The organism is Shinella sp. JR1-6 (assembly GCF_004284735.1).
In the GTDB taxonomy this organism is placed as follows: domain Bacteria; phylum Pseudomonadota; class Alphaproteobacteria; order Rhizobiales; family Rhizobiaceae; genus Shinella.
Window position 1 is genome coordinate 66191 of record NZ_SHMI01000016.1, and the last position, 13734, is coordinate 79924.

General features: G+C 66.1%; 13 protein-coding genes. 9 read left to right on the forward strand and 4 right to left on the reverse strand.

The features are described from left to right. Window positions 1–11: 11 nt before the first annotated feature. Genes EXZ48_RS23490 through EXZ48_RS23500 form a run of 3 tightly spaced genes read right to left on the reverse strand, consistent with a single transcriptional unit; the run spans window position 12 to window position 3081 of the window. Window positions 12–431 carry a hypothetical protein gene (locus EXZ48_RS23490; RefSeq protein WP_023515773.1) on the reverse strand — a complete coding sequence of 140 codons (420 nt, stop codon included), beginning with the start codon at window positions 429–431 and terminating at the stop codon, window positions 12–14. Between the two features lie 2 nt (window positions 432–433). Next, a complete protein-coding gene (locus EXZ48_RS23495) occupies window positions 434–1648 on the reverse strand; it encodes an FAD-binding protein (protein ID WP_130518704.1) in 1215 nt (404 codons plus the stop codon). Further along, a complete protein-coding gene (locus tag EXZ48_RS23500) occupies window positions 1645–3081 on the reverse strand; it encodes an FAD-linked oxidase C-terminal domain-containing protein (RefSeq protein ID WP_130518707.1) in 1437 nt (478 codons plus the stop codon). Before EXZ48_RS23500 ends, EXZ48_RS23495 begins: the two co-directional genes overlap by 4 nt. 314 nt (window positions 3082–3395) lie before the next feature. Here EXZ48_RS23500 and EXZ48_RS23505 point away from each other — a divergent pair, with 314 nt between their 5' ends. The 4 genes from EXZ48_RS23505 to EXZ48_RS23520 all read left to right on the forward strand — a co-directional run bounded on the left by EXZ48_RS23505 (window position 3396) and on the right by EXZ48_RS23520 (window position 6792). Beyond that, window positions 3396–4292, forward strand: coding sequence for a LysR family transcriptional regulator (locus tag EXZ48_RS23505; RefSeq protein WP_023515770.1), 897 nt, complete (start codon window positions 3396–3398; stop codon window positions 4290–4292). An 80-nt stretch (window positions 4293–4372) separates the two neighbouring features. Then, entirely contained in the window at window positions 4373–4885 is a 513-nt protein-coding gene (locus EXZ48_RS23510; protein WP_130518708.1) for a hypothetical protein, read from the forward strand. 175 nt (window positions 4886–5060) lie between these two features. After that, the gene (locus EXZ48_RS23515) at window positions 5061–5567 is read left to right on the forward strand and encodes a hypothetical protein (RefSeq protein ID WP_130518710.1); all 507 of its coding nucleotides are present in this window, start codon (window positions 5061–5063) and stop codon (window positions 5565–5567) included. Next, window positions 5560–6792 carry an HlyD family secretion protein gene (locus EXZ48_RS23520; protein ID WP_050745835.1) on the forward strand — a complete coding sequence of 411 codons (1233 nt, stop codon included), beginning with the start codon at window positions 5560–5562 and terminating at the stop codon, window positions 6790–6792. Before EXZ48_RS23515 ends, EXZ48_RS23520 begins: the two co-directional genes overlap by 8 nt. A gap of 48 nt (window positions 6793–6840) precedes the next feature. Here EXZ48_RS23520 and EXZ48_RS23525 read toward each other — a convergent pair whose 3' ends face one another. Then, window positions 6841–8118, reverse strand: coding sequence for a DUF3422 family protein (locus EXZ48_RS23525; protein ID WP_130518712.1), 1278 nt, complete (start codon window positions 8116–8118; stop codon window positions 6841–6843). Window positions 8119–8261: 143 nt separating this feature from the next. On the opposite strand from EXZ48_RS23525, the gene EXZ48_RS23530 reads away from it, so the two are divergent. The 5 genes from EXZ48_RS23530 (at window position 8262) to EXZ48_RS23550 (ending at window position 13685) form a co-directional block, all read left to right on the forward strand. Beyond that, window positions 8262–9056 (forward strand): FadR/GntR family transcriptional regulator, encoded by a 795-nt coding sequence (locus EXZ48_RS23530; protein WP_130518714.1) that lies wholly within the window; start codon window positions 8262–8264, stop codon window positions 9054–9056. An 81-nt stretch (window positions 9057–9137) separates the two neighbouring features. Then, the gene (locus tag EXZ48_RS23535) at window positions 9138–9641 is read left to right on the forward strand and encodes an NUDIX hydrolase (RefSeq protein WP_130518775.1); all 504 of its coding nucleotides are present in this window, start codon (window positions 9138–9140) and stop codon (window positions 9639–9641) included. Between the two features lie 240 nt (window positions 9642–9881). Beyond that, entirely contained in the window at window positions 9882–11387 is a 1506-nt protein-coding gene (locus EXZ48_RS23540; RefSeq protein WP_130518716.1) for an inorganic phosphate transporter, read from the forward strand. Between the two features lie 10 nt (window positions 11388–11397). Next, on the forward strand, window positions 11398–12135 hold the full coding sequence (locus tag EXZ48_RS23545) for a 16S rRNA (uracil(1498)-N(3))-methyltransferase (RefSeq protein WP_023512634.1): 738 nt from the start codon (window positions 11398–11400) through the stop codon (window positions 12133–12135). Between the two features lie 176 nt (window positions 12136–12311). Then, the gene (locus EXZ48_RS23550) at window positions 12312–13685 is read left to right on the forward strand and encodes a glutamate--cysteine ligase (protein ID WP_050745831.1); all 1374 of its coding nucleotides are present in this window, start codon (window positions 12312–12314) and stop codon (window positions 13683–13685) included. The last annotated feature ends 49 nt before the right edge of the window (window positions 13686–13734 follow it).

Sequence of the window (13734 nt, forward strand, 5' to 3'; positions counted from 1 at the left end):
GTCGATACTCCCTAGCGCAGCATGCGGTTCATGCGGGCTGCGATGATGTAGGCCTTCTCGGCCTGGGTGACATGAGCCGCGGCCAGCGCCTCCTGCCCGGCCGGTGTGATCGTCAGCACATTGTCGCGCCGCGAGGGATTGAGGGGCATGTAGCTGCTGTGGCGGGCGAGCGTGAGATAGCCCTTCTTGATGAGGGCGCGCATATCCGGCGTCAGGGGCGGAAGCCCTCGCGCGCCAACGGTCGCCGACGGGCCGACGTCACCGCACAGCCACCAGAGGAGCGCCATCTGTCGGCGTGCCGCGCCCAGCACCGCCAGCGGCGCAGCGGGCAAGGTTCCCCAGCGGGCCTTGTCCTCGCGCGCCTGATCGACACGCTTCTTCCACGTCCGTGCCTGCTGCCTCGCAATCGAATCGCCCGCCAGCCGTCCCATCTTCATGCTCCCTGTTTTCGGTCCATCAAGGGAGAGACGTACAGGCCGGCCGGATCGAAGCTCGCCTTGACGCGCGCCGAGAGCGCGGCGACGGCGTCCGGCTGCGGCTCGAACGTATCCGTCGCCGCCAGCACCTCCGGCCGGGCCCGCAGCAGCGCGGCATGGCCGCCGCCGACGGCCTTGACGTAGCGGCGCAAGAGCGCGGCTTCGGGATCGGCCTCCATGCGCAGCCAGACGAGACCGCCCTGCCAGTCGTAGAAGGCATCGACACCCGTTTCGAGACGGAGCGCAGCAACGAGCTGGTGGCCCGCTGTGGGCGCGACCGAAACGCGCCAGAGCGGACGCGGCGTGCCGTCTGCATAGGGCGCGGCATCGCGGATTTCCCGCCAGAGACGGGCCGTCACCTCCGCATCGAGATGCGTCACGACGCCGAAGCGGGCCATGCTGGCAGTGAGCTTCTCGCTGCGCACGGCCACCGAGGCGGCAAGGCCCTCGAGGCGCAGCACCGTGGCCGCTCCGTCCGGCAGCAGGCCACCGACGAACCGGCCGCGCACGCTTTCCGGCAGGTGCGCGGCACCGGAAACCTCGACGGACATCGCCATCGCCGTCGCCATCGCCGCGGCCGCCTCTGCATCGTTGAGGCCGGAGACGACGATGGTCGCCGCCGTTTCCGGAACCGGAAGAAGGCGGAAGGTGACCTCCGTCAAGAGCGCCAGTGAACCGTGTGAGCCGGCAAGCAGCTTGACGAGGTCGAGGCCGGTGACGTTCTTCATCACCCGGCCGCCGGCCTTCACCACCTCGCCCCTGCCGTTGACGAAGCGCACGCCGAGCAGGCTGTCGCGCGCAGCGCCCGCAACGAAGCGGCGCGGGCCGGAGGCATTGGTGGCGAAGACGCCGCCGATGGTGGGAATGCCGGAGGAGCCGAGCGCGCCGCGCAGGTCACAGGGCTCGAAGGAGAGCATCTGGCGCTTTTCGGCAAGCGCCGCCTCCACGACCTCGAGCGGCGTGCCGGCACGGACGGTCATGGTCATTTCGGCCGGATTGTAGGCGACGATGCCGACAAGGCCCCGCGTCGAGAGCGTTTCGGCCCCGTCCGGCGCAGCGGCAAGGCTGCGCGTGCCACCGCCGCGGATGGCAAACGGCGTGCGGGACAGCGCTGCGACCTGGACGAGGCGCGCGGCGGCCTCTTCGGAGAGCGGTTCATGGATGGGGGTCATGCGGCGGGGCGTCCTTCGAGCGGGAAGACCTTCGACGGATTGAGCAGCCATTGCGCATCGAAGGCGGCACGCACGGCCATCTGCTGGTCGAGGTCGACCGCGGCATATTGATGGCGCATCAGGTCGCGCTTCTCGATGCCGACGCCATGTTCGCCCGTCAGGCAGCCGCCGGCATCGACGCAGAGCTTCAGGATGTCATTGCCCGCCGCTTCCGCGCGCGCGGCATCTTCCGGATCGTTGGCGTTGAAGAGGATCAGCGGATGCATGTTGCCATCGCCGGCATGAAAGACGTTGGCGACGCGCAGGCCGTATCTCTCGACGATCTCCGCCGTGCCGCGCAGCACATGCGAGAGCTGGCCGAGCGGTACCGTGCCGTCCATGCAGATGTAGTCGGCGATGCGGCCCGTGGCGCCGAAGGCGGACTTGCGGCCTTTCCAGATCAGCGCCGCCTCGGTCGCCGACTGGCTCTCCTTGACGACCTTGACGCCATGGCGCCGCGCGATCTCGATGATGCTGGCAAGCATCGCCTCCATCTCGGCTTCGGAGCCCTCGACTTCGACGATCAGCAACGCCTCGACGTCCATCGGATAGCCAGCGCCGGCAAAGGCCTCGCAGATTTCGATCGCCGGCTTGTCCATGAACTCGATGGCGACGGGGATGATGCCCGACCCGATGACATCGGCGACGCAGGCGCCTGCCTCCTCCGAACTGTCGAAGCCGAAGAGCACCGGGCGCGCGCCCTCGGGCTTGGCGATGAGCCGCACCGTCGCCTCCGTCACGATGCCGAGCTGCCCCTCGCCGCCGCAGATGACGCCGAGAAGGTCGAGGCCGCCGGCATCGAGCGCCTTGCCGCCGAGTTCGACGATGGTGCCGTCGATGAGCACGAGCTTGACGCCCAGGAGGTTGTTCGTGGTCACGCCGTATTTCAGGCAGTGCGCCCCGCCGGAATTCATGCCGATATTGCCGCCGATCGTGCACGCGAGCTGGGAACTCGGATCGGGCGCATAGAAATAGCCGTCGGCCGAGACGGCATCGGAAATGGAAAGGTTCGTGACGCCGGCCTGCACCGTGGCGGTCCGGTTGGCGAAATCCACCTCCAGGATGCGCGCCATCTTGGAGAGGCCGACGACGACGGCATCCTCCTGCGGGATCGCGCCACCCGAAAGCGACGTGCCCGCCCCGCGCGGCACGACGGGTACGCCGTAGCGATGGCAGTATTTCAGGACGGCGGCGACCTGCGCGGTGGTTTCCGGCAAGGCGACGGCAAGCGGCAGACGGCGATAGGACACGAAGGCGTCCGTCTCGAAGGGCACAAGCGCGCGCGGCTCGTGCACGAGACAGCCTTCCGGCAGGAGATCGAGCAGGTCCGCGACGATGTCCCCACGACGGGCGAGCACCGCCGGCCGCGGCTCCAGGAACCCGATCTGATCCATCTCTTGGCCTCCCGCATCAAGTGGTCTTTTTTCTTTACCACTTCATTTCTGGCGATGCAAACCCTTAGCAGAGGCGGACGCGGGAAGCAGCCCGGCGCGCATCCCGCAGGGATTGCATTGACCGCCCCACCCCCTGGTGCGACAGTCGCGCGATCGGGAAGCGGGAACGATCAGGAACCGCTCCCCGGGCATTCGCATGGGGAGGAGCATCTTGCTCAAGTCGTGTTCGGCTGTCATATCCGCGCAGAGCGGCACGTTCGGCGCGAAAGTGATCGTCACTCCACCATTCGAGAGGACGATAGCGGAGACAGCATGTGACAAACCTCGGCGACCTTGAAATCTTCTCCCGCGTCATCGCCATGGGCAGCATGTCGGCGGCCGGCCGCGCACTGGGCCTGTCGCCCGCCGTCGTCTCCAAGCGGGTGAAGCGGCTGGAGGAGCGCCTCGGCACCCGCCTCTTCCAGCGCACGACACGGCAGATCTCGCTGACCGAGGCCGGCCAGGGCTTCTACGACCGGATCGTCGGCATTCTCGCCGGCATCGAGGAAGCGGAGGCCTTCGTCTCCGGCCGCTCCGGCGCCGTGCGCGGCACGCTCCGGATTTCCGCGCCCACCTCCTTCGGCCGCATGCATATCGCGCCCAATCTCAAGGGCTTTATGGACGCCTATCCGGAACTCGTCGTCAACCTGATGCTGACCGACGATTTCTCCGACATCGTCGGCGGCGGCTTCGACATTGCCATCCGCATCGGCGAACTCTCCGATTCCTCGCTGGTCGCCCGCAGGCTCGCCTCCGTGCGACGCGTGCTGTGCGCCTCGCCGGACTATGTCGCCCGCCACGGCATGCCGGCCTCGCTCGAAGAGCTTCCCGCTCATGCCTGTCTGCCGCCGCACACCCAGGATGTCTGGAGGCTGGAGGGGCCGGAGGGCAATGTCACCTACCGCCCGCAGGGGCAGCTTTACACCAATTCCAGCGAGGTGGTCCGGGAGGCCGTGTTTTCGGGCCTGGGTATCGCATTGCGCTCGACCTGGGATGTCGGACCGGCACTGAAGAGCGGCGAACTCGTGCAGGTGCTGCCGCAATACGAAGGCTCGCGCAACGTGGTGCTCTCGGCGGTCTATCCGAGCCGGCAGTTCCTGCCCGTCAAGGTTCGGCTCTTCATCGACTATCTCGCCGACCTCTACGGCCCGCTGCCCTATTGGGAGCGTTGAGCACTGTCCACCGTATCTTGCCGGATTGGCGGCAGCCGCGCGTTGCGCTAGGCTGCCGACCTCACGGCGGGAGGGCAGCGATGATCGGCGGGGTGACATTGGCGGCAGCGCTGATCGGGCTGGCGCTTCCGGCGGCAGCCGGCGCGCGGCCGCTCGACGACCTGCTCCAGGGATTCGACGATGCCTGCGACTACAGCGACGCGCTGGCGGACCTCCTGCAATCGAGCTATGCCTTTGCCCGCAAGGAGGGCGCGATCGCCATTCCGGCCGGTTACGAAGCCGTCTTCGGCCCGCCCTCCGTCCGGCCGCAGGACGAGTATCTGCACATCGTCCTGCCCGTGACGGGTGGCACCTGGCGCGGCGTGCCGGTGAAGGAGATCGAGGTCTATATCACGGAGCTGGCCAGCGGCTTCAGCTACCAGGCGGTCGTCTTTCCGACCGACGCGCTGAAGGCTGCCGAAGCCGCCTTCCGGGAACGCGGCCTTGCCGCAAAGAAGAAGCTCGAGCAACAGGACGAGACCGGCTTCGGCTGGGACACCGGCTTTGCCGTGACCGACGGCGTGCCGCGTTATCAATGCGACCTGTCGACCTGAGACGTCAGGAAGGGACTTTGCGCCCTCCTCTTCCAAATAAACCTCAACATACACAATTCGCAGATGTAGAAAGCCGCAATTCACCACCTTGAAGCCAGAGTTTCATTTTCCTTGAGCCTGAAAAGTTTTTAGGCTTATCTACATTAAGTCCCTCTATTGTAGATATGATCGCGTAATGACTTCCTCCATCAACCCGCTGGCGCCCCATCAACTGCCCGCCTTCATCGTCGGCGCGGACGGAAGCGATACGCTTCTCTTCGCCGTCGGCCTGTTCGTGCTTGCCGCCGTTTTCGCGACAGGCCTTGTCTTCCTCTGGCTGCATAGCCTGCCGGAACGCATGGCGCACAAGGGGCAGAAGCTTCAGTTCGAGGCGGTCGCGGTCCTCTGCCTGCTTGCCCTCTTCACCCACAACAACGTGTTCTGGGTGATCGCGCTGCTTCTCGCCATCGTCGACCTGCCCGATCTCACCACGCCGCTCAACCGCATCGCCTCGGCCGCAGAGGCTTTCACCGCGACCAGACAGGAAAGCGAGGCCGCAGCGCCGGAGGAAGAGGCCAAGGCCGCAAGCGAAACGACGACACCCGTCGCAACACCCCCGGCAGAGGCGGAAGGCACGCCGGATACCACGCCCGCGGAAACGGAAAAACGTTCGGAAGGCTCGGAGGCGCAGGACAATGCTTGAACTGATCGCCTGCTCGCTGATCACCGTCTTTCCGGACTATCTCTATCGCCGCTACGTGCAGGGCATGCGCATCGGCAAGGAAATCACGATCTTCTCGGTGTGGTATGTCCTGCGCTGGGGGATCACCGCCTGCGTGATGCTGACCGTCGCCATCATCGCGACCGTCTTCTTCTTCCACCCTTCGTCGACCAACGTGATGTCGTTCTTCCGCACGGTCCCGATCATTTCCGAAGCGACCGGACGGGTAGCGGAGGTCTATCTCGGCCATCGCGACAAGGTGGCCGCGGGCGATCCCATCTTCCGGCTCGACAGTTCGAGCCAGGAAGCGGCGGTCGCGGTGGCGCAGCGGAAGATCGCCGAAGTCGACGCCGCCATGGTCGTCGCACGCACGGACCTTCTGACCGCGGAGGGCAAGATCGCCGAGGCGCAGGCCGCCCTGCAGCAGGTCGAGGACGACCTGCGCACGAAGCGCGCGCTCAACCGCGGTGGATCGAATGTCGTCGCGACACGCGAGATCGAGAAGCTGGAGGTCGACCTCGGGCGCACCAACGGCGCACTGAAGGCGGCCAATGCCGCCAGGGAGGCGGCCGAGGCACGGCTTGATGCCCTCCTGCCGTCACAGAAGGCGAGCGCCCAGGCGGCGCTCGAACAGGCGGAAACGGATCTGCGCAAGACGGTGGTTCGCGCCGGCTTCGCCGGGCGGGTCGAGCAATTCACCCTGCGCGTCGGCGATATCGTCAGCCCGATCATGCGCCCCGGCGGGATTCTCATTCCCGAAGAGGCAGGGCGCCAGGCCCTGCAGGCGGGTTTCGACCAGGTGTCCGCATCGGTCATCAAGGTCGGCATGATCGGCGAGGTCGCCTGCAACACGCTGCCATGGCGGGTCATACCCGTGGTGGTGGCTGCCAAGCAGGATTACATCGCGGCGGGCCAGTTCCGCGGCGGGGAACAGCTGACCGATTTCACGAACGCCGGTGGCCAGGGCAGCGTGCTCGTGCACCTCGAGCCCCTCTATGAAGGCGGGATCGACGAGGTGACGCCGGGCAGCAACTGCATAGCCAACCTCTATTCGAACCATCACGACGAAATCGCCGCCGAGGGCACTTCCACCGCCCGGCGCATCGGCCTGCACGTCGTCGATGCGCTCGGCCTCGTCCACGCGATGCTGCTGCGCGTGCAGGTCGTCGTCATGCCCGTGAAGACGCTCGTCCTGTCCGGCCACTAGGCGGGCATCGACGAGAGAGGTTCCCGCGGCTCATGCGGCCGCGGGCGTTCAGTGCCTGTCTTCTTCCGCGTGGCGCTGGCGGATGGCGCGCACGAGCAGCCACATGCCGACAATGACGAAGGGCACCGCGATCCCGGTCAGCGTTTCCGGCTTGATCGGCAGGCCGAGCCCGTGCGCCGCCTTGGCGACATAGCCGAAGAGGCCGACCACGTAGTAGGAGATAGCGGCGACCGACAGGCCTTCGACGGTCTGCTGCAGGCGCAGCTGCAGCTTCGCGCGGCGGTCCATGGAGTTGAGCAGGCCGGTGTTGAGCTGCTCCAGCTCGACATCGATCCAGCTTCGCAAGAGTGCCGTGGCCCGGGCGAGCTTGCGCGAAAGGTTCGCCTGACGCTCTTCCACCGACTGACAGGTGCGCATGGCCGGCGCGAGACGCCGTTCCAGGAAGAAGCCGAGCGTCTCGTAGCCGGACACCGCCGTTTCGGCGAGCGTGCGGATACGCTCCTGCACGATGCCGTAATAGGCGCGACTGGCGCCGAAGCGGTAGAGGCTGAGGGCTGCATTGGCCTCCAGCTCGGCAGCGAGCCGGGTGATTTCCGTCAGCAGCGTATCGGCCTTGTCACGGGCATGCTGCTTCATGGAATTGGTGATGCCGGTCAGCCCGTCCTCGATACGGCGGATATCCGGCGAGAGCGACTGGGCGAGCGGCAGCCCCATCATGGCAAGCGTGCGGTAGGTCTCGATATCGAGCAAACGCTGGACGAGCGCGCCGCGCCCGGCCTCCGTCATGCCGCGGTCGATAACGAGGATCTGCGTCAGCCCGTCGCCGTTCTGGCGGAAGTCGGTGAGCACCGCGCCCTGGCCGTTCTTGATCTCGCTGTAACAGAGGCTGGTCGGATCGAAGGTGGAGATCGCCTCGCGCGTCTCCGGCGTATCCGGCCGGATTTCAAGGCGTACGCCCGATATCAGCGTGCCGGGCGGCGAGAAGCTGTCGCCGAACGGATGGACGGGAACCTCGCCGCCGAATTTGTCCGGCGCCGGCGCATCCCAGAAATAGGTCGAGAACTCGGTGTGCCGCTCCCAGCGCAGCGTACCCTGCCCCCAGCTCAGCGCATGGTGGCTGGAATCGCGCCCCGGCGGAGAAATGCCGCGCGAGCGCGACAATTCCCCCATCACGGCGTGATCGACCGCCGAGCCGCCTTCGGTCAGGAAGGCGAGCTGGAAGATGACGCGCGGTGACGGCACCAGCGCGTATGGTCTAGCGTGAATTTCCCCCAGCGCCTGCGCACGCGCGGTCGCCTGCGGAAAGGCGAAGCTGCCTTTTGCCATGTCTGCACTGTCCCCTCATGTGCAACAGCATAGTCTTAACAAATGTCAGGCCGCAGGAGATAGGGCGCATTGACGCAGGTCCACAGATGCCGACTGGACAAGATTGTTGACCAGTTTCGGCCCGCGTTGCTAGTGTTCACGGCGTGACCGACACCGCCTTCGACCTTTTCGCCCGTATCAGCCACAGCCGCACCGCCGACGAGGTCGTGCGGCAGATCGAGCTCCTGTTGCTCGAAGGCGTGCTGCGCGACGGCGACCGGCTGCCCGGCGAGCGCGAGCTCTCCAAGCGGCTCGACGTCTCCCGCCCCATCCTGCGCGAGGCGCTGAAGGAGCTGGAAACACGCGGCCTGCTGATCAGCCAGCACGGCGGCGGCACCTATGTCGCCGACATTATCGGCCAGGTGTTCTCCCGGCCCGTCGTCGACCTCATCGCCCGCCACCAGCGCGCGACGGAAGACTATGTCGAATATCGCCGCGAGCTTGAAGGCATCACCGCCGAGCTCGCCGCCCGCCGCGCCACGGATTACGACCGGCAGATGCTGACGCGCATCATGGAGGCCATGCGCGCGGCCCATGCCGGAGGCTCCTTCGATGCGGAACTGGAAACCGACGTGGAACTGCACAACGCGATCGGCGAGGCCGCGCACAATATCGTGCTGCTGCATACGCTGCGCGCCTGCTACCGGCTGCTCGCCCAGGGGATCTTTTTCCACCGCCACCTCGTTTTCTCCTCCGAGGAAGCCCGCGGGCATCTGCTTGCGCAGCACGAGGCGATCTATACCGCGATCATGGCCGGCGACGGAACCACAGCGCGAAAAGCCGCCCAGGCGCACATGGACTACATCGCCACCGCCATCCGCGATGCCGAGCGCAGCGGCGAATGGCAGCGGATTTCGCAGTTGCGCATGCAAAAGCGCGGCCTGCCCCCGCAAGCCTGACTTGCGCCGCAAATCTCGCGCAAGCAAGATAGGCTATACCGACTCAAACGGCACATCCCGATACGAGGAATGAAAAAGACCTTGAACATTCTCAACCGCATCGCCAGCGACGTCCAACTCATGTTCCGCAGGCCCGTCCGGGAACAATACGGAGCGCTGTGCTATCGGGTGAAGAAGAAGCAGCCCGCGGTCGAGATCCTGCTCATCACCAGCCGCGACACCGGTCGCTGGGTCATTCCCAAGGGCTGGCCGATGGACGGCAAGAGCGCGGCGGCCGCGGCCGCACGCGAGGCCTGGGAAGAGGCCGGCGTGAAGGGAACCATCCGCACCACGCCGATCGGCAGCTACAACTATCTGAAGGGCCTGCCGCACGGGCTGAAGGTCGATTGCCGGGTGCGCGTCTTCCCGCTCGCCGTCGATGACCTCAGCAAGAATTTCCCCGAGAAGGACGAGCGGCGCGCCGAATGGGTGAGCTGCCCGGAAGCCGCCAGCCGCGTGCAGGAGCCGGGCCTCAAGGACCTCATTCTGGCCTTCGAGCGCGCCATGCTCGCCGAAATCGCCGCGAACGGTGCGCCCGACGCCTGATTACGCGCCTGAACGGCCCTCGTCATATTGCCGCCGGTGCGCTGAGGCGATAGTGCCTGTCGGCTGAGCTCCCGACACGACCTCCGCGCAGAGGTCTGCCGCGGGATTTTCGACCGCTCGCGAGAAACCGGCTGCGGCCGATGCCGAGGCATCGATGACGACCGGCGACCAAGGGGTGGCGAAAGCACCGGCAGACGACCGCGGCGGTCGTGCCAGGGGCTCCAAAACGGAGCAGCAGGAATGGCCAATTCACAGGTTCAGCTACGCAAGCCGACGCTGGACAAGGACCTGGAAAAATTCACCTTCACCGAACAGGCGACGCATTTCGTGCTGCGTCGCTGGACGGGTGTCGGCATCGCCCTCGTCTTCCTTCTCGTCGCCATGGCCGTGGCCAGCAGTTTCGCCACCGGCACGCCCGGCGTGCTCGTCGTCGCCATCACCGCGGCGCTTGCCGCCTACATGGCCATGAACATCGGCGCCAACGACGTGACGAACAATGTCGGCGCGGCGGTCGGCGCGCGTGCCATGAGCATGGGCGTCGCTCTCGTCATCGCCGCGATCTTCGAGATCGCCGGGGCCTTGCTCGCCGGCCAGGGCGTCGCCGCGACGGTCGCCTCCGGCATCGTCGACCGGTCGATCTTCCCGAGCCCCGACGCCTATGCCTGGGCAATGATGGCGGCGCTCATCTCCGCCGCGCTCTGGATCAACATCGCCACGATCGCCAATGCGCCGATCTCCACCACCCATGCCATCATCGGCGGCGTGATCGGTGCGGGCGCGGCGGCCAGCGACTTCCACAGCGTGCAATGGGACGCGATCGCCGTCATCGTCGTGAGCTGGACCGTCTCGCCGATCCTCGGCGGCGTGATCGCCGCGCTGTTCCTCTACTTCATCAAGGAATTCATCATCTACCGCGAGGACAAGATCGGCGCGGCAAAGACCTGGGTGCCGGTGCTCGTCGCGATCATGGCCGGCGCCTTCGCGGCCTTCATCGCCAATGGCGGCACCAACGGAACGCTCGACCTTCCCTTCCGCACCGCACTTCTCATCGGCCTCGGCTTCGGCTTCGCCACCTATGTCGTCACGCGGCCGATCGTCCGGCGCCATGCGGAAGGCCTCGACAACCGCAACCAGTCGCTGCGCACGCTGTTCCGCATCCCGCTGATCTGTTCGGCGGCGCTGCTCTCCTTCGCCCATGGCGCCAACGATGTGTCGAATGCCGTCGGCCCGCTCTATGGCGTGGTCTCGGCGCTGCGCTCGGGCGCCGAGGGCGGAACCATGATCCCGCTCTGGGTCATGGTCATCGGCGCCTTCGGCATCTCGCTCGGCCTTCTGCTGTTCGGCCCGCGCCTCATCCGCATCGTCGGCACCGAGATCACCAAGCTCAACCCGATGCGCGCCTTCTGCGTGGCGCTCTCCTCCGCCGTCGCGGTGCTGACCGCCTCGGCCTTCGCCATTCCCGTCTCCTCGACGCATATCGCCGTCGGCGCGGTGTTCGGCGTCGGCCTGTTCCGCGAATGGTACACCCGCAATTCGCGGCGGCGCATCGACTATATACGCGGCCGCGGCAACCGTATTGCACCGGAGGAGGAAGACGATCCGGTGAATGTCGACGAGACGCGTCGGCGTTACCTCGTGCGGCGCTCCCATTTCATGACGATCGTTTCCGCCTGGATCGTCACCCTGCCCGTCTCGGCGCTCCTGTCTGCCGCCATCTTCCTCACGCTCAACGCGCTTTTCACCTGAGATATCGACCATGCGTGCCAATTACCGGATGCAGCGCCTCTTCGTCGGCGACACCCTAGCAGAGGGCGTCGCCTTCGAGGCGTCGAAGGACCATTTCCACTATCTCGCCAATGTGCTGCGCATGGCGGAGGGCGACGCCGTCCTGCTCTTCAACGGGCGCGACGGGGAATGGCATACCACCCTCTCCTTCCCGACCCGCAAGCGGCTCATCCTGACGCCCGTCGAGCAGACCCGGCCGCAGCCGGCGCCGTCAGATCTCCACTATCTCTTCGCGCCGTTGAAGGTCGGCCGGCTCGACTATATCGTGCAGAAGGCCGTGGAGATGGGTGCCGGCGTGCTGCAGCCCGTGCTGACCCAGCATGTGCAGGGCAAGATCACCAGCCTCGAACGGCTGCAGGCCAATGCCGTCGAGGCGGCGGAACAGTGCGGTATCCTGGCGATCCCGGAGGTTACGGCACCGAAAAAGCTCGAGGATCTGCTTTCCGCCTGGCCGCGCGAACGGCGCATCGTCTTCTGCGACGAGGGCCATGGCAGCCAGAACCCGCTTCCGGCGCTGGGGGCCATCGAGGAGCGGCAGCTCGCCCTGCTCGTCGGCCCGGAAGGCGGTTTTTCCGACGAGGAGCGCACGCTCCTGCGCAGTCTCGACTTCGTGACGCCCATCCCGCTCGGCCCCCGCATCCTGCGTGCGGACACGGCGGCGGTGGCCGCGATGGCCGTCATCCAGGCGGCGATCGGCGATTGGCGCTGAACGGCACCCGCGCGGATTTGCGGGAACGCAAGAAAGTGCTTTTATAAAAAAGTCGAATGGGTTTTTTTGAATCCGCCTTGAAAGGAATTCGCTTGCACCGCATCTAATTCCGGTCCAAGCACCCTCCCAAGGCCCGGCGTTCCGTCCGGGCGCCATCCGTTCAGAAGAAGACGCCCATGGCCCGTGACACCACCGACCAGACGCCGATCCGCACCGTCGCGGACATGGCGGATTACCTCGCCGCCGGCAACAAGCCGAAGGAGAAGTTCCGTATCGGCACCGAGCACGAGAAATTCGTCTTCTTTACGGCCGACAACAGTCCCGTGCCCTATTTCGGCGAGGCGAGCATTTCGGCGCTGCTGAACGGCATGCAGCAAAAGACCGGCTGGGATCCGATCATGGATGCCGGCAACATCATCGGCCTTGCCGAACCGTCAGGCATGGGCGCCATCTCGCTGGAGCCCGGCGGCCAGTTCGAACTGTCGGGCGCGCCGCTGGAAAACCTGCACCAGACCTGCAAGGAATCCAACCAGCATCTTGCGACGCTGCGCGAGATCGCCGAGCCGCTCGGCATCCGCTTCCTCGGCATGGGCGGCAGCCCGAAATGGACCTTTGCCGAAACCCCGCGCATGCCGAAAAGCCGCTACGACATCATGACCCGCTATATGCCGAAGGTCGGCACGAAGGGTCTCGACATGATGTACCGCACCTGCACGATCCAGGTGAACCTCGACTTCTCCTCGGAAGTCGACATGCGCCGCAAGATGCAGGTCTCGCTGAAGCTGCAGTCCATGGCGACCGCGCTCTTCGCCTCCTCCCCCTTCACCGAGGGCAAGCCGAACGGTCTTCTCTCCTGGCGCGGCGACATCTGGCGCGACACGGACAACAACCGCGCCGGCCTCATCCCCTTCGCCTTCAAGCCGGATTTCGGCTTCATCGACTATGTCGAATGGGCGCTCGACGTGCCGATGTACTTCGTCGTGCGCGACGGCAAGTACCACGACTGCACGCACATCACCTTCCGCCAGTTCATGGCCGGGGCCCTGAAGGGCGAGATCGCCGACTGGGAACCCAATCTCGGCGACTGGACGAACCACCTTTCCACGCTGTTCCCCGACGTGCGGCTGAAGCGCTTCCTGGAAATGCGCGGCGCCGACGGCGGCCCGTGGCGGCGCATCTGTGCGCTGCCGGCATTCTGGGTGGGCCTGCTCTATGACGACGGCGCCCTCGATGCCGCCGAGGCCCTGACGCGCGACTGGACGGTGGAGGAAGTGACGGCGCTGCGCAATGCCGTGCCGGCGGAAGGCCTCAAGGCCGATTTCCGCGGCAAGCCGCTGCTCGACGTCGCCCGCGAAGTGGTCTCGATCTCCCGCCAGGGCCTTGCCGCCCGCGCGCGGCTCAACGGCGACGGTGTCGACGAAACCATCTTCCTTGCCCCGCTCGACGAGGTCCTGGCAAAGAAGGCGACGCTCGCGGAAGACATGCTGGCGCTCTACAACGGCCGCTGGAACGGCTCCGTCGAGCCGGTGTTCACCGACTACCAGTACTGAGGCAAGACACCAAAAAGCGGTTTGCGCGGCCAAAATTCCCGTTATAGTG